Here is a 14,247-nt window from a genome sequence, read left to right on the forward strand (position 1 = left end):
GGCCGCCGTGGCACCTGACGTCGTCGCTCACGTCTCCTCGGGGCTGTCGTGGTGGTGGGCGAACCAGGCTATCCACCGCCGCTGCCCCGGTGTCTCGACCGCGCGTGGGCGGTAGTGGTGGCGGGTCCAGGCGACCGCGTCGTCGGCGGGGTGGCCGGCCAGGACCGCCAGGCAGGCGATCACGGTGCCCGTCCGGCCCGTGCCGCCCGTGCACGCGACCTCGACGCGCCGCCCGGAGCGGGCGAGGCGGTACGCGCCGGTGATCTTCGCCGCCGCGTCCCGGTGGTCGCGAGGTGTGCGGAAGTCCGGCCAGGCGATCCAGTCCGCCGGCCAGTCGGGCTGCCACGTGGCACGCCGGCGGAGCAGTCGGCCGAGGCCGCCGTGCCGGGCGTCGGGTGGGTGGCCCAGGTACAGGCCGAAGTCCGGCAGCGGACCTGCCGGGAAGGGCTCGCGCCGGCCTCGCCCGCGGACGACCGTGCCGTCCGGTAGGGCGATGGCTCCGGTGAACGGCTCGCTCATGCCGTTTCCTCCTCCACCAGCGCGGCGACCAGCCGCAGGACCTCCGCGGTGGCCCGCGCCTCGCCGGTGGTGAGCACCTTCAGCCGGGCTCGCTCCGCGTCGTGCACCGCGTGCAGGTGCAGCACCGGCTTGCCCAGCGGGCCGGTCGGCAGGCCGTTGAGCAGGGCGGTGAACCGGTCCGCGGTCTCGGCGTCGATGCCGTCGACGTCGAGGACGGCGGAGACGTCGAGCCGCCGTTCGCGCTCGCCGTGGTCGGCGGGCCGACCGGTCAGCGCCTCGAAGTCGGCCCGGGCGACGCGGTACTGCTTCCCGATGCGCACCGCGTTCAGCCGGCCGTCGCGCACGTAGCCCCGGACCGTGGCCACGTGCAGACCGAGGCGCTCGGCGACCTGCTCGATCGAGTACCAATCTTGCGTCATCATTACGTATCGCTCCGCATGGAGAAGCACTATAGCGAAGTTTGCGTCACCTGCTGCACGTCACTCTTCATCGTCACTACGTTGAGCTTGATCGCTTTGGGGAGGGTTGCGGTGGTCCTGCTCCGGGAACCGCCCGCGGACGGCGCTCGCAAGGTCGTGGCGGCAGCGGTGCTGCTGGTGGTCGAGGGCGGGCGTGCGATGCGGTTGCCCGGCGAGGAGGAGTTCGGTCTCCGGTGGTGGTGCGGCTGTCGTCGCTGACGGACCGGGTGCTGGCGGTGCGCGTGGCCGACGGCGGCCTGGTGGAGTTCCACGACCTGGCGGCGAAGGCCGTGCTGATGCCGGTGGGCGCGGCAGCGGTGCTGGTCGCGGGCTGGGTGCTGGTCCGGGCCGGGCGGCGGCACGGGCGGGGGTTCAGGACGAAGGTGCTGTACACGGTGGCGGGTGCGGTGCTCGCCGCGGCGATGGTCCTCGCACCGGGCGGATTCGGCCGTGGGGCGTTCGACAGCGCGACGACCGCGCCGGTGACCGACCTGACGCAGGTGGAACTGCGGACCGGTGCGCCGCCGCCGGTGGCCGGGCGGGGCGCGGTCGCGCGGTCCGGGGACGCCGCGGTTCGCGTGCTCGAAGTCCGGCGCGGCGCACCGGAGGGCGCGGCGCGGTGGATGAGCGAGTTCCAGGTGCTGACCCTGGTGGTCGAGGAGACCAGGTCGACCGCAGGGGAGCCGGTCGCGGTGCGGTTGGTGGCCGACGAGCACGGCGCACCGGTCCGCGTGGACGACTGCGCGGGCGCCCTGGGTGCGCTCACCGGGGCGGCGTCCGCTCCGGGCACCGCACCACGCTGCTCTGCTTCGCGGTCCCGCCGGGCTTCGCGCCGTCCTACGTGCTGCTGGGCACGCCGGCCGACCGGGCGCTGCCGACCCTGTGACGGGAGTTCGCCCGGTCTGGGGCGGCGGTTGCGTTGAGTCGGTTGATCCCGCACTCCACGGCGTGGCGCTGCTTGTAGGGCCGCGGGTCGAAGGCTGGTGGTCGGCCACCGGCACGTCCTTGGCCTGCCCACTGCCCGAACGACCCGGATGCGGCCCAGGACCACCTGAAACCGAGGGGGTCGCCGCGCTGTCCGGCGGTGATCACCAGCGACAACAGTCGTCGTGGGCCCCCGATACCGTGTAGCCGACGGCCATGCTCAAGAGCTCGGCACCGGCGCAGCTGGCGTCAGCGACAGACCACCTCTGCACCTTCTGGCCCGGTTGTAGGCGCACGTGTCGCCGACCAGAACCGAACGAGTGAACAGGAGCGGGAATGACCGACGATGTGGCCGGCCAAGTGATCAAGGCTGAGCAGGATCGGATCCAGTGTCTCCTCGACGTGGATCGCGGCACCTACGACCGCTTGCACGCCGCGGAGTACCGGTTGTGCAACCCGACCGGCACCGTGTGGACGAAGGCCGAGTACCTGGATCTCCTCACCACCGGGCGGGTCGCCTACCGGGAACTGGGGCTGACCGGCGACGTGGACGCCATCGTCGGCACCGACGTCGTCGTTCTCCGCTACCGGTGCGCCATCGAACTCACCGTCGACGGCGCGGACATCCCGCGGCACGATGCCTGGCACACCGACGTCTACACCAATGCCGACGGCACGTGGCGTTGTGTCTGGTCGCAGGCCACCGGCATCATGGACCTTCCGTTGGCCGCACTCTGACCCGGCACCGGGAAGGCGCGGACCCGCCGGACTTGACGTTGTGGCAAGTGGCAGGAACCGCGTGACTCCGAGGCACGGCCTAGTACGCGGAGGCGCGGACCGCGAACACCGAACGGCTGCCGGCGTACTCGGTCAGCGACCAGAGCTGCCCCTTGGCGGGCCAGTAGGAGAAGTCCTCCGGCCCGATCGGCAGCACGTCGTGGTGCACGACGACCGAGCCGCCGGGCTTGAACGTGGCCAGGTCGCCCGCGTTGCCGCTGCCGTCGCTGGTGGAGAGGTAGAACTTGCCGTTGATCGCGGTCGCGCCCTGCATGCTCTGCACCGACACCTCGTAGGCCTCGCTCGCGTGCGCGTAGCCGTCCGAAGCCGTGGTGAGCATCCGGGTGGTGTAGTCGATGGGGAAGCGGAACAGCCGGCTGCCCGCGCCGGGGTTGGCGTACTCGCCGACGACCACGCTGTCCGGCGTGCTGGTGCGGTCCAGCGAGGCGAACGAGAACCGGATGGGCGAGTGCCCGTTGGTGGTCGACTGGTTGTAGGCGAACACCTGCGGCAGCACGTACTTGTACCCGTAGGCCTGGTAGCTGCCGTCGGCCTGGCGGCCGATCGCCGAGCCGTTGGTGGTGCTGGTCTGCCAGAGGTGCCGCAGGTCGAACACCCGGAAGCCGCTGCTCGTGGACGCGACGTAGAGGTGGTGGCCGTACCAGAACATGCCACCGGCGTGCAGGTTGATCGGCCGGAACGACGCCTGGCCCGCGCTGGTGGTGTACGGCTCGACCAGCAGCACGTGGCGGTAGGTCGGCGCGGACGGGGTGGCGTAGTCGACGAAGGAGACCCGGATGCCCCGGTCGATCCCGTCCGTGCCGTTGTCGTACCAGCTGACCAGGACCGCGGTCGAACCCTCGTAGGTCGCCTCCCCGTACGCGTCCGCGGTCGTCGTGATGCCCTGCGGCACCCAGTACGCGACGTCGTCGTCACCGCTGTTCCAGCAGAACGCGGCCACGCGGTTGGCCGCCGCGGGGGAGCACGAGGTGGCGGCGCGGTTGCCGTCGCCGACGACGGTCGGCACGCTGACGTTGGGCAGCGCGGCGTCCAGGTCGTCGATCAGCCCCGAGTAGGCGGTGGCCTTGAGGCGGAAGTTCGTCGCGGGCAGGGTCGTCGCCGCCTGCGCGGGCGCGGCCGGTGCGATGCTCGCGACCAGCGCCGCCGCGAGCCCGGCGACCACCATCCGGTACTTGTTCACCAGGCCACCACCATTGTTGGTTGAGTACTGACGAACCGTCATCATGGCGGTGGTCGGGCACTCCACGCAACGGGCCGGCCTCGCGGTGCCACGACCTCCCGCGGCAGGCGTCAGACGAGCGGCCTGGCGTCGACGGGCACCCAGTCGGGGTGCTTGCCGGTCACGTCGTCACCGGACGAGATGCCCCGGATCCGGCGGTTCACCCACGGCAGGACGTGCTCGCGGTAGTAGCGGGTCTCGGCGAGCAGGCTGCGGCGGACGGCGGGGCCCGGGTCGATCGCGTGCGCCTCCGTGACGTGCCCGAGGGCCTTGAGCACGAGGGACGCGACCCGTCGGTGGCCGGCGGCGTTGAGGTGCAGCCGGTCCGGCGACCAGTACTCGGCCCGGCGGACCTCGACGTCGTTGAACGCGTCCACGAGCAGGACGTCGTGCCGCGCGGCCAGCTCGGCGATCGCCGCCGTCAGCACCACGCCCCGGCGGTGGACGGTGCGGCCGAACGGCAGCCGCTGCGACGGGTCGGCCCCGCTGAGCAGCACCAACCGCACCCCGGCCGACGCGCAGCGCTCGATCGCCTGCTTGGTCAGCCGGACCAGCCGCGCCAGGTCGACCCCGGGCCGCATCATGTCGTTGCCGCCGCCGTTGAGGGTGAGCATCGTGGGCGCGGGCGAGAGGGCCAGCGCCGCGTCGAGCTGGCTGGTGGCGATCGGCTCCAGCAGGCGTCCCCGGACGGCGAGGTTGGCGTAGTGGACGGTCTCGCCGAGCGCGACGGCCAGTCCCTCCGCCACCAGGTCGGCCCAACCCCTTGGCGTGCCGTCGGGGCGCTCGTCGCCGACCCCTTCGGTGAAGCTGTCGCCGATGGCCACGTATCGCACTGCCGGTGCCTCCCCTGCTGGACGTCACCGCCAGCATATGAGGCGTCCTGGCGTGACTCAGCACACCTGCTTGGCGGCGAGCACCCGGCGGGCGGCTTCGTCCACGCGGGCCGGCGGCAGGGCGCCCGAGGCGACCGCGCCTTCCAGGTGGTCGAGCACCTCGCCCACCCGGCCGCCCGAGGACCACAGCGCGATGTCCGCGCCGGCCGCGAGCGCCTGCGTGACCGCGTCGGGCAGGCCGACCCGGTCCGTCACCGCGCGCATCGCGCCCAGGTCGTCGGTCATCGCGGGGCCCGTGAAGCCGAACTCGCCGCGCAGCAGCGCGTACGCCTCCGGGCTGAGGGTGGCGGGCACGCCGCCGGTCAGGCCGGGCACGTCGATGTGGCCGAGCATCACCACCACGTCGCCGAACCGCGGCAGGTGCCGGTACGGGACGAGGTCGGTGTCGCGCAGCGCGGCCAGCGGGGGCGAGGTGACCGCGCCGAGGTGCGAGTCACCGGTTGTGTTGCCGTGCCCGGGGAAGTGCTTGACCACCGGCGTGACGCCCGCGGTGTGCAACCCCTCGGCGAACGCCAGCGCGTACCCCAGCGCGGTGTTCGGGTCGGGGCTGAACGACCGGTCGCCGATGACCGTGCGGTCGGGTTGGCCGCTAGTGTCCAGCACGGGTGCGAGGTCGGTGGTCACGCCGCGCTCGCGCAGGGCGAGACCTCGGTCACGGGCCACCGCGCGGACCTCGTCCGGCGACAGGTCGGCCGCCATCCGCCGGGCGCTGGGCATCGAGCCGTCCAGCGCTTCCAGCCGCTGGACCCGCCCGCCCTCGTCGTCCACGGCGACGGTCAGCGGGAGGGCGGCGGCGGCGTGCACGGGCGCGAGCGCGCCGGCGCTGAGCAGGCCGACGTCGTCACCGCCGATGAAGATCCCGCCCACCTGCTCGTTCCGCACCACGCTGAGGGCGTCGGCGGGCCCGCGCGGGTCCACCCCGACGACGAGCGACTGCGCCAGCCGGGCCCGCAACGGCAGCGAGGCGACCTTCTCCGCGCACGGGTCCACCACCGGAGGGGGCGGCTCGACCGTCGTGGACGACGGCGATGGCGGCGCCACGCTGGAGGACGACGTCGACAGGGCGGCGGGCTGCGTCGGCCGGTCGCTGCGCGCCGAGGTCACCACGGCCAACGACCCGGCGACCAACGCGCCGATCGCCACGAACAGCAGCATCGCCGAGGTGCCGAGCCCGCGGCCACCGGCGCGCCTCACCGGCGGTCGCTTCCGTCTTCCGACGGGTGTCGACCCAGTCGGTGCGTTACCGCGTGCACAGTGCCCACTCCCACGTCCTCGCCCGCTCGGCGGTGAGTTGCCCATCGTGCGGCCGGCCATCCGGGGCCGCAACCCCAGCGCAACCGAGACCACATTCACATTCCGCGTCACGAGGCATCACGGCCATGGTATCCGTTGCCCGGGTCGTGCCTGAACGGCCACGTTTTGTCAGGCACTGGAGATCGTGATTCCGGAATGTGAATCTTCATCGGGCCGATGGGTCGCGATGATGTTTGTGGTTTCGCCTTTTCCGCCGGTCAGAGGCGCCACCACCGCCGTTTCGGTCGCGGCGCGTCACCGCCGGTGAGCGAGGCCGCGTCCCTGGTGTCGGGGTGGTCGGCGCCGAGACGGGCGGTGCGCTCGGTCACCACGCGACGGCACAGGGCGGCTGCCTCGTCGTCCCGCCCGGTGAGGGCCAGGGCGCGGGCCACGTTCAGTGCCAGCTCGTCCTCGCGGATGGTCGGCGGGTCGACCAGGGCCTGGCGGGCGATCCGGTCCCACGCCCCGGTGAGCCGGGGGTCCGGCGGGCCGTCGGCGAGCTGGGCGTCGGCGAGGGCTCGCGCCGCTGCCCAGTCGTCGTCCCTGGCCGCCTGCGCCCAGCCGGTGGCGTCGCCGTGCTCCATGAGGTCGAGGACGCCAAGGCCCGCGGGCCTGCGGTAGAGGTAGCCGGCGCGGAAGGACAGCCATCGCGCGCGGTTCATCGCCGGCAGGAACGGCGCTATGTCGGCGGCGCACTGCGCGTCCGCGGGTTCCGGGACGAGGGTGATCGCGTGTTCGCCGTCGACGGGTGTGGCATCGTCGAGCAGGGTGCCGGAGAAGTCGCGCCCGTCGCCGTTGAGGACGGCTTTCGCGTGCCTGCGGCCGAGCGTTTTCCCGATTCCGCAGGCGAGAAAGAGGGTATTCCACTCCTCTTGTGCTCGGAGGAGGTTGTCGACGCCGAAGTACGCCGCCGGCGGCGGGCCGTGCCACAAGTGGTGGAATGCGGCGTAGTCGACACGGGTGTCGCGGGCCCGGTGGACGTTCGGCGACAGTTCGGCGGGCACCAGTCGGGCAATGGCTTCGTCGGATCCGATGACCAGCGGGAAGTGCGCGGGGAACCGGATGAACAGCGGCCGTCCCGAGGGTAATCGGCGAAGGCGTTGGGCGCGGGTGACCACCACGCCGTGCTCGTCCACGGTGACGAAATCCTCGTGCGCGTCGCGGAACAGGTCGTCCAGGCGGACGCAGGAGAACCGCGGTCCCAGCGAGTTGGCCAGGTCCGCCGGCCGGGACGCCTCGTGCCACCGGGCGGCGTCCGGGTGCCGTTCGCGCAGTTCACGCCAGTCGACCGGACCGGACAGCAGGACCATCCCGTCGCGGTCGACGAGCAGTCGCACCAGCAGCCGGAACAACTCGAACCGGGGTGTCCGGTCCGCGCGTGCGGTTATCTCGGTGAGCGAGACGGTGCTCTCGGGCAATGCCAGGTGACGTCGACGCAGGACGAAACCGGAATCGCTCATCAGCGCATGCTAGCGGGTGTGATTGAGGCCACGATCGGCGCGCGTGAATGGCGGTCGGAGTATTTCGCTGCGCTGTAGTGAAACTTTTGCGCGCCGCCGACCGCCCACCCGGACCGGACACTACTGTTCGGGCCATGGCGAGAGGACGCGTCACCCGCGAGGACTGGACGATGGCGGCGCTGCGCGCCCTGGCCCGGGGCGGGGTGGCGGCGGTGGCCGTCGACGTGCTCGCCGGCGGGCTCGGCATCACGCGCGGCAGCTTCTACTGGCACTTCAAGGACCGCGACGCGCTGCTCGTGGCGGCCGTGGAGCTGTGGGAGCAGCGCACCACGGCCGACTTCATCGCCCGGCTCGCTTCGCTCGACGACCCGGAGGACAAGCTCCGCGAGGGGCTGCGGACGGCGCTCGGCGCGGAGGTCGTCCCCGGCCTGGAGCCCGCACTCGTGGCGCACGCCGACCACCCCGTGATCGCACCGGTGCTGACCAGGGTGATCGAGCGGCGGATCGCGTTCCTCGCCGAGGTCTACGCCGACCTCGGCCTGACGCCCGCGGTGGCACGTCGACAGGCGGTCCTGGCGTACGCCGCGTACCTCGGCTGGGCGGAGCTGCGCCGCGTCGCCGCCGGGGTGGTGCCCGAGGTCGCGGTGGAGGGTCCGCGCGGCCGTGCGGGCTTGAAGCACCTCATCGACCAGTTGGCGGCCGTCCGCTAGGCGTGTGCCCGGTCACGTCGTTTGACATACAGGACTGTACGGATCAAACATGCAGTCCTGCATGGACAACGGGGAGGGTGGTCGGAGCCATGGCGCACCGGGGGTTGAAGGTGTTCCGGATCGGCGCGTGGGCGTGGGTCGTCACGGGTGTCGGCCACCTGGCCACCGCGGCATTGTTGGCGTCACTCCCCGAGGATCCCGCCGCGAGTTCCGCGCTCGTGGCGATGCGGGAGTACGGCACGGAGATCGCCGGTGTCCGGCGCAGCCTGCTCGACCTCGACCGGGGCATGTCGCTCGTCATGGCCGCCGCGCTCGTCTTCGGCGGGCTGGTGTGCCTGCTCGTCGCGCGGTCGGCCCCCGACCTGGTCACGCGGTCGCGATCGTTGAGCGGCCTGTGCCTGGTGGCGTCCCTGGTCGTGCTCGGCCTGTCCGTGTGGTTGCTGCCGGCGCCGCCCATCGTGCTGTTCACGATCGCCTGCGTGGCGTTCGGTCGAGTCCTCGCCACGGCCCACCCGGAAGTTTCCGCGCGGCCCGCATGACCACCCGAACGCGACACGACCGCGTGCTATACCGGAAGTGCCACAAGGAGAACAGCTCCGGCTGATCACGGGAGGCAGGACGGCATGGTCGCGCACGTGGTCGTCATCGGTGCGGGTGTCTACGGCGCGGCGGTGGCCGCCTCGCTGACGAGGAGGGGCGCCCGGGTCACCGTGGTCGACGCGGGCGCGCCCGGCGGTGGCACGTCCGGTGCGACGTTCTCGTGGACGAACTCCTGCGGCAAGCAACCCCGCTCGTACCACGACTTCAACGTCACCGGCATGGAAGCCCACCGGCGGCTGGCGGCCGACGTGCCGCACAGCGACTGGTACCACGAGACCGGCAACCTGGAGTGGGCAGCCACCGACGCCGACCGGGACGAGCTGAGCCGGAAGGTCGCTGCCGTCCTCGACTACGGCTACGAGGCGCGGTGGCTCAGCCGGGCCGAGGCGTTGGACCTCGAACCCGACCTGGACCCGGCCGCGCTGCCCGACGACGGGATCGCGTACTTCCCGCGCGAGGGCTGGGTCGAGCCGACCCGGCTGATCGGGCACCTGCTGTCGACGGCGGTCGCCGCGGGCGCGGAGGTCGTGCGCGACGACGCGGTGACGGACCTGGAGGTGGCGGCGGGCGCGGTGCGGGCGGTCCGGCTCGCCTCGGGACGGCGGCTGCCCGTCGACGCGGTGGTGGACTGCGCGGGGCCGCAAGCCGCGCGGATCGCGGAACTGGCCGGGTTGGCGCTGCCCATGCGCAACACCCGTGGCGTGCTCGTCTACACCTCGCCCGTCGCGGTGGCGGTGGCGCGGGTCGTCCACGCGCCGCACGTCCACCTGCGGCCGGACGGCGGCGGACGGCTGCTGCTGCACACCCCAGAGGTCGACGACGCGGCCCGCGTGTCCGACACCGGTGAGATCAGCGTGGACCCGTCGGCCGTGGACGAGGTGGTCGAGGCGAGCCGTGCGCTGTACCCCGGCATCGGCGCGGCGCCGGTGGAGAGCGTCCGGGTCGGTGAGCGGCCCATCCCGTCCGACGGCCTGCCGGTGCTGGGCCGGGTGGTCGAGCTGCCGAACTTCCACTTCGCGGTCTCGCACAGCGGCGCGACCTTGAGCCTGCACGCGGGTGACCTGGTCGCGGCCGAGGCCTTGGGCGAGGACCGCGGCGACGCCCTGGCCCCGTTCCGCTTCGAGCGGGCCGCCACCGTCCGGTGAGGACCGCACGAGCCCGACCGCACAGGCTCCGCCACGTGATCGTGCCGGGTCTCGGCGGACGGGACGGCCGCGCGGCACCACCTCGCGGACGTGCGCACCCGACAAGCGGCCTTCGGTCAGCCGTAGTGGCGACTCGGCGGTCGATGGCGCGGCCGACGGGGGAGTGGCACTGTCGCGCTGCCCGCGGACCGTGCGGCACCGGAGGACTGCCTTGGCGGACCACGAGAACGGCGGGCTGCTCCGGCAGCTGACCAGCCGCCAGATCGGCATGATCTCGCTCGGCGGCACCATCGGCACCGGGCTGTTCCTCGGCTCCAGCCTCGCCATCTCCATGGCCGGCCCGGCGGTCGTGGTGGTCTACCTGGTCGGGGCGCTGGCGGCGGTCGCGGTGGCCTACGCGGTCGCCGAGATGGTCGTGGTGCACCCGGAGGCGGGTGGGTTCGGTGCGGTCGGCGCGCGGTACGCGGGGCCGTTGGTCGGGTACGTCCAGCGGTGGTGCTACTGGGCGACCCAGGTGATCACGGTCGGCGGCGAGGTGGTCGCGGCCGGGCTCTACGTCCGGTACTGGTGGCCGCAGGTGCCGTTGTGGGCGTCGGTGTGCCTGTTCTCGGTGGCGATCCTGGGGGTCAACTTCGCGGCCGTGCGGCTGTTCGGCGAGGTCGAGTACTGGTTCGCGATGGTCAAGGTGACGGCGTTGGTCGTCTTCCTGGTGCTCGGTGTGCTCTACGTGGTGTTCGGGCTGCCGGGGCAGGACGCGGCCGGGCTGTCGGCGTGGACGGATCACGGCGGGTTCATGCCCAACGGTCTGGTGGGCGTGCTGCTCGCGGTCAGCGTGGCGACGTTCAGCTACGGCGGGGTGGAGTCGGTGGCGATGACGGCCGCCGAGTCGCGCAGCCCGGTCCGCGACATCCCGCGCGCGGCGCGGCGGGTGGTGTTGCGGCTGGCGTTGTTCTACGTGCTGGCCACCGGGATCATCGTGGCGATCGTGCCGTGGACGGAGGCGGCGGCGGTCGACGGGGTGGCGGAGAGCCCGTTCGTGGCGCTGTTCACCTCGATCGGCGTCCCGGCCGCCGCCGGCCTGATGAACCTGGTCATCCTCACCGCCGCGCTGTCCGCCGCGAACACCACGCTGTACCTGGCGTCCAGGACGATGCACTCGCTCGCGCTGGACCGCTACGCGCCGAAGGCCCTCGCCGCCGTGACCGACCGGGGCAGCCCGGTGAACGCGGTGCTCGCGTCGACCGTCGGCCTGGCCGCCGCGGCGGTCGCCGCCGCCCTGTCGCCGGACGCGGCGTTCCCGGTGCTGCTCGGCATCGCGCTGTTCAGCGGCATGACGGCGTGGATGCTGATCTTCGTGAGCCACCTGGCGTTCCGACGCGCCCGCCGCGGCCTGCCGCCGGCGTCGGTCCGGTTGCCGGGCGCGCCGGTGACCTCCGTGCTGGGCCTGCTGTACGTGGTGCTGGTGGTGGTGGCGACGGCGTTCACCGAGGCGTTCGGCCCGGCGTGGCAGGTCGGCGTGCCGTTCGTGGCGCTGGTGCTGCTGTCCTACCCGCTGGTGCGGCTGCGCCGGTCGGCCCGTGACCGACAGGCGCAGGACCACACCGAGTCGACGTAGCCGTGGCCTACACCGAGCCGATGTAGCCGTGCGCGACGATCCGCCGGGCCGCTTCGCCGTACCCCTCCGGGTCGTCCAGCGCGAGCGTGCCGAGGCCGTCGACGTACCGGTTGAACATGCAGAACGCCGCCGCGATCAGCACGGTGTCGTGGATCTCGACGTCGGTGGCGCCGTGCGCCCGGGCCGCGTCGACCAGGTCGATGGTGACCTTGAGGCCCGACTGCTGCGTCGCGCCCGCGATCCTCAGCAGCGCCCGCAGCTTCTCCGACACCGGCGCGGTGTCGAGGTCCTCCCGCACCTGCTCCACCAGGGCCATGCCCTCGTCGAGTTGCGCGGCGGCGAACGCCGAGTGCGAGTCACCGCAGAACCGGCACGAGTTCAACCTCGACACGTAGGCCGCGATCAGCTCGCGCTCACCGGCGGGCAGGGAGTTCGGCGCGCGCAGCAGGACTTCGGCCAACTCGTTGAGCGGCTTGGCCGTCTCGGGCCGGAACTTCATCAGGCCCCGGATGCCGGGGAACAGGGACTCGTCCATGCCGAGATCGATGTGTGCCATGGGGTTCACGCTAGCCGTTCACCGACCGCTCGGGGGGCGGTCGGTGAACGGCAGCACTGCGTGATACCGCCGGATGAAGGCCCCGGCCCGCCCCCAGGGGTGGGGGTACCCCCTCCGCTACCCCCCCCCCCGGGGGGGGGGGCGGTGCCACGGCAGCACTGCGTGATCCCGCAGTAGGACGGCCCGGGCCCGCCGCGATGGGTGCGACGGTACCCGGGCGCAGTGGCGTTACTTGGCGTGGCCGCGCAGCGCGAGCAGCACGGCACCCATCGGCAGCCCGTAGCCGACCACGTGGCCGAACAGGCTGACCCACTGGCCGTCGCCGACCATGAACACCATCTCGCTCATCATCGGATCGGCGGTGACGCTCAACCACAGCGGCATGATGACCAGGGCGCCGATCACCCACAGGACCGCGCCGAAGAGCATGCTGGCGATGTAGACGGGCGGGATCATGCCCACGTTGCGGGTCAGGAAGCCGAAGACGGCGCCGAAGATCGCGGAGATCACCATGTGGACGATGAAACCGACGAAGGCGTTCTCGACACCGATCAGCATGCCGACCATCGGCAGGAACTTGATCCCGGCCATCAACAGCCCGAACACCAGGCCGCCGGCGAGCCCGGCCAACGCCCCGTTCCGGATGGGTGACTCCGACCTCGTGGTCGTCGAGGCAGCGATTGTCGCGGACACGATCAGCTCCTTTGTCAGTTGTAGGGCATGGTCGGGAACCAGCCGATCCCGAAGATCGACGGGACGCGGACGTCCCAGTACACGAGCAGGAACACACCGAGGGAGATGAGCAGCGCCGCGCTGACCACGGTCGAGCGCCGGCTGTTGGAGCTGAACCACCGCAGGAACCGGCCCTTGGTGCCGAGGGCGAGCGCCGCGAACACGATGGCGACGAGCAGGACGTTGCCGACCGACTGGAGCACGAACGTGCCCGCGCCGAACAGCGGGTTGCCGGAATCGACGGCGGAGCGGAACAGCTTGATGAACATCGGGTACGGCCGGCCGATGAGGAACGCGCCGACCAGCGCGCCGAGCACCACCACGCGGGCCACCGGCCGGTCGCGGAACACGTCGGGCAGCACGCCGAGGGCGGCGAGCCCGAGGTAGGCCATGACCAGGCCGACGAGGCCGAACACGACGGCCGACTGCACCAGCCGCACCGGCATGTCCCCGACCATCGCGCTCGACAGTTGCGGCAGGCTCGGCCCGATCAGCACGCCGACCGCACCATAGACCGCCGACACGCCGACCATGCCCGCGGTGAAGAAGCCCAACGGCCGCAGCAGTGATCGCAGCGTGCCCTGGGCCGCCCCGCCGGCTTCGCTCATCGGTCCGATCGACGCCGCCATGGCGATGTTGCACGCGGTGAACGTGCCCGCGAGCCCGGAGACGAACGCGAACACCAGCCCGGCGGCGGTGCCCGCGATCGAGGCGGTCGCGGCGTCCTCGCCGAGCAGGGCGTTGGCGACGTTCGCGCCGATGACGTGGTCGACGAACTCGTAGGACCACAACACGGACAGCAGCACGCCGGCGATGACGCTGCCGACGATGAGCCGTCCCGGTCTGGTGGTGCGGTCGGTCCCGATGGCGGGCCGGTGGGTCATGGGCGTTCACCTCGTTGCGGGTCGGAGCGCACTTCGGTCGACTCAATGTCCTTGGCCGCGCGCCGGTCCGACAACTTCCATGCTGCTGTCCTTCGCCACCGCCGGGCTCCGGGCGACCGCGCCGGCCGCCGGGTCCGTTCGGCGCGCGGGAAACACCCGGCGGAACCACCGGATCATCGCCAATGCCAGTACCGCGGATACCAGGATGAGTGACGGCGCGCGCCTTGCCGGCGAGGGCGGCGGCATTGAAGCCGAATCGCGTCGCCGGTGCCAGTGGCACGATCGGAAACCCGATGCGTGCTCGACGAAAACGCTATAGGCAGGTAGCCGCGCCGTGCGGAACCGAGGTACGTTCGGGTCGTCCTTTCTCCGCCGCCGGGGAACAACTGCTCGACGCTGCGGTGGTCGCGGGCCGCATTGCTTTCGTCCGGGAACCGTCTC

Annotated in this window: 16 protein-coding genes; 7 read left to right on the plus strand and 9 right to left on the minus strand. The window is 72.2% G+C overall.

Annotated elements, in window-relative coordinates:
* Nucleotides 1-27 precede the first annotated feature (27 nt).
* Nucleotides 28-519 carry a protein-tyrosine phosphatase family protein gene (locus LNK82_RS03260; RefSeq protein WP_230565392.1) on the minus strand — a complete coding sequence of 164 codons (492 nt, stop codon included), beginning with the start codon at nucleotides 517-519 and terminating at the stop codon, nucleotides 28-30.
* Nucleotides 516-938: a helix-turn-helix domain-containing protein gene (locus LNK82_RS03265; protein WP_230565393.1), complete on the minus strand. Its 423-nt coding sequence runs from the start codon at nucleotides 936-938 to the stop codon at nucleotides 516-518. Before LNK82_RS03265 ends, LNK82_RS03260 begins: the two co-directional genes overlap by 4 nt.
* Nucleotides 939-1,049: 111 nt before the next feature.
* Here LNK82_RS03265 and LNK82_RS03270 point away from each other — a divergent pair, with 111 nt between their 5' ends.
* From LNK82_RS03270 to LNK82_RS03280, 3 genes are all read left to right on the plus strand, one after another.
* Complete coding sequence (locus LNK82_RS03270) at nucleotides 1,050-1,196, plus strand: hypothetical protein (RefSeq protein WP_230565394.1); 147 nt, start codon at nucleotides 1,050-1,052, stop codon at nucleotides 1,194-1,196.
* Complete coding sequence (locus LNK82_RS03275) at nucleotides 1,172-1,900, plus strand: hypothetical protein (protein ID WP_230565395.1); 729 nt, start codon at nucleotides 1,172-1,174, stop codon at nucleotides 1,898-1,900. The genes LNK82_RS03270 and LNK82_RS03275 overlap by 25 nt, the downstream gene beginning before the upstream one ends.
* Before the next feature lie 337 nt (nucleotides 1,901-2,237).
* Nucleotides 2,238-2,639: a nuclear transport factor 2 family protein gene (locus tag LNK82_RS03280; protein ID WP_230565396.1), complete on the plus strand. Its 402-nt coding sequence runs from the start codon at nucleotides 2,238-2,240 to the stop codon at nucleotides 2,637-2,639.
* A gap of 79 nt (nucleotides 2,640-2,718) precedes the next feature.
* Here the strand turns inward: LNK82_RS03280 and LNK82_RS03285 are convergent, their stop codons facing one another.
* The 4 genes from LNK82_RS03285 to LNK82_RS03300 form a co-directional block, all read right to left on the minus strand.
* Entirely contained in the window at nucleotides 2,719-3,879 is a 1,161-nt protein-coding gene (locus LNK82_RS03285; protein WP_230565397.1) for a hypothetical protein, read from the minus strand.
* Between the two features lie 110 nt (nucleotides 3,880-3,989).
* Complete coding sequence (locus LNK82_RS03290; protein WP_230565398.1) at nucleotides 3,990-4,751, minus strand: SGNH/GDSL hydrolase family protein; 762 nt, start codon at nucleotides 4,749-4,751, stop codon at nucleotides 3,990-3,992.
* A gap of 57 nt (nucleotides 4,752-4,808) precedes the next feature.
* Nucleotides 4,809-5,966 carry a glycoside hydrolase family 3 N-terminal domain-containing protein gene (locus tag LNK82_RS03295; RefSeq protein WP_268995738.1) on the minus strand — a complete coding sequence of 386 codons (1,158 nt, stop codon included), beginning with the start codon at nucleotides 5,964-5,966 and terminating at the stop codon, nucleotides 4,809-4,811.
* A gap of 356 nt (nucleotides 5,967-6,322) precedes the next feature.
* On the minus strand, nucleotides 6,323-7,564 hold the full coding sequence (locus LNK82_RS03300; protein WP_230565400.1) for a tetratricopeptide repeat protein: 1,242 nt from the start codon (nucleotides 7,562-7,564) through the stop codon (nucleotides 6,323-6,325).
* Nucleotides 7,565-7,698: 134 nt separating this feature from the next.
* Here LNK82_RS03300 and LNK82_RS03305 point away from each other — a divergent pair, with 134 nt between their 5' ends.
* The 4 genes from LNK82_RS03305 (at nucleotide 7,699) to LNK82_RS03320 (ending at nucleotide 11,634) form a co-directional block, all read left to right on the plus strand.
* A complete protein-coding gene (locus tag LNK82_RS03305) occupies nucleotides 7,699-8,274 on the plus strand; it encodes a TetR/AcrR family transcriptional regulator (RefSeq protein ID WP_230565401.1) in 576 nt (191 codons plus the stop codon).
* Between the two features lie 89 nt (nucleotides 8,275-8,363).
* Nucleotides 8,364-8,813, plus strand: a complete 450-nt coding sequence (locus tag LNK82_RS03310; RefSeq protein WP_230565402.1) for an LIC_13387 family protein — start codon at nucleotides 8,364-8,366, stop codon at nucleotides 8,811-8,813.
* Nucleotides 8,814-8,897: 84 nt separating this feature from the next.
* Nucleotides 8,898-10,019: an NAD(P)/FAD-dependent oxidoreductase gene (locus tag LNK82_RS03315; RefSeq protein ID WP_230565403.1), complete on the plus strand. Its 1,122-nt coding sequence runs from the start codon at nucleotides 8,898-8,900 to the stop codon at nucleotides 10,017-10,019.
* A gap of 211 nt (nucleotides 10,020-10,230) precedes the next feature.
* Nucleotides 10,231-11,634 carry an amino acid permease gene (locus tag LNK82_RS03320; protein ID WP_230565404.1) on the plus strand — a complete coding sequence of 468 codons (1,404 nt, stop codon included), beginning with the start codon at nucleotides 10,231-10,233 and terminating at the stop codon, nucleotides 11,632-11,634.
* Nucleotides 11,635-11,641: 7 nt separating this feature from the next.
* Here the strand turns inward: LNK82_RS03320 and LNK82_RS03325 are convergent, their stop codons facing one another.
* The 3 genes from LNK82_RS03325 to LNK82_RS03335 form a co-directional block, all read right to left on the minus strand.
* The gene (locus tag LNK82_RS03325; RefSeq protein WP_230565405.1) at nucleotides 11,642-12,190 is read right to left on the minus strand and encodes a carboxymuconolactone decarboxylase family protein; all 549 of its coding nucleotides are present in this window, start codon (nucleotides 12,188-12,190) and stop codon (nucleotides 11,642-11,644) included.
* Nucleotides 12,191-12,418: 228 nt separating this feature from the next.
* Nucleotides 12,419-12,883, minus strand: a complete 465-nt coding sequence (locus LNK82_RS03330) for a hypothetical protein (protein ID WP_230565406.1) — start codon at nucleotides 12,881-12,883, stop codon at nucleotides 12,419-12,421.
* A gap of 14 nt (nucleotides 12,884-12,897) precedes the next feature.
* Nucleotides 12,898-13,806 carry a hypothetical protein gene (locus tag LNK82_RS03335; protein ID WP_230565407.1) on the minus strand — a complete coding sequence of 303 codons (909 nt, stop codon included), beginning with the start codon at nucleotides 13,804-13,806 and terminating at the stop codon, nucleotides 12,898-12,900.
* Nucleotides 13,807-14,247 lie beyond the last annotated feature (441 nt).

It is taken from the genome of Saccharothrix luteola (assembly GCF_020859565.1).
GTDB classification, from domain to species: domain Bacteria; phylum Actinomycetota; class Actinomycetes; order Mycobacteriales; family Pseudonocardiaceae; genus Actinosynnema; species Actinosynnema luteola.

Excerpts from the sequence above, each read along its gene's own strand:
- LNK82_RS03280 (WP_230565396.1), top strand. The coding sequence starts at position 2,238 with ATGACCGACGATGTGGCCGGCCAAGTGATCAAGGCTGAGCAGGATCGG.
- LNK82_RS03315 (WP_230565403.1), top strand. The coding sequence starts at position 8,898 with ATGGTCGCGCACGTGGTCGTCATCGGTGCGGGTGTCTACGGCGCGGCG.
- LNK82_RS03325 (WP_230565405.1), bottom strand. The coding sequence starts at position 12,190 with ATGGCACACATCGATCTCGGCATGGACGAGTCCCTGTTCCCCGGCATC.
- LNK82_RS03295 (WP_268995738.1), bottom strand. The coding sequence starts at position 5,966 with ATGCTGCTGTTCGTGGCGATCGGCGCGTTGGTCGCCGGGTCGTTGGCC.
- LNK82_RS03265 (WP_230565393.1), bottom strand. The coding sequence starts at position 938 with ATGACGCAAGATTGGTACTCGATCGAGCAGGTCGCCGAGCGCCTCGGT.
- LNK82_RS03305 (WP_230565401.1), top strand. The coding sequence starts at position 7,699 with ATGGCGAGAGGACGCGTCACCCGCGAGGACTGGACGATGGCGGCGCTG.
- LNK82_RS03260 (WP_230565392.1), bottom strand. The coding sequence starts at position 519 with ATGAGCGAGCCGTTCACCGGAGCCATCGCCCTACCGGACGGCACGGTC.
- LNK82_RS03300 (WP_230565400.1), bottom strand. The coding sequence starts at position 7,564 with ATGAGCGATTCCGGTTTCGTCCTGCGTCGACGTCACCTGGCATTGCCC.
- LNK82_RS03310 (WP_230565402.1), top strand. The coding sequence starts at position 8,364 with ATGGCGCACCGGGGGTTGAAGGTGTTCCGGATCGGCGCGTGGGCGTGG.
- LNK82_RS03335 (WP_230565407.1), bottom strand. The coding sequence starts at position 13,806 with ATGACCCACCGGCCCGCCATCGGGACCGACCGCACCACCAGACCGGGA.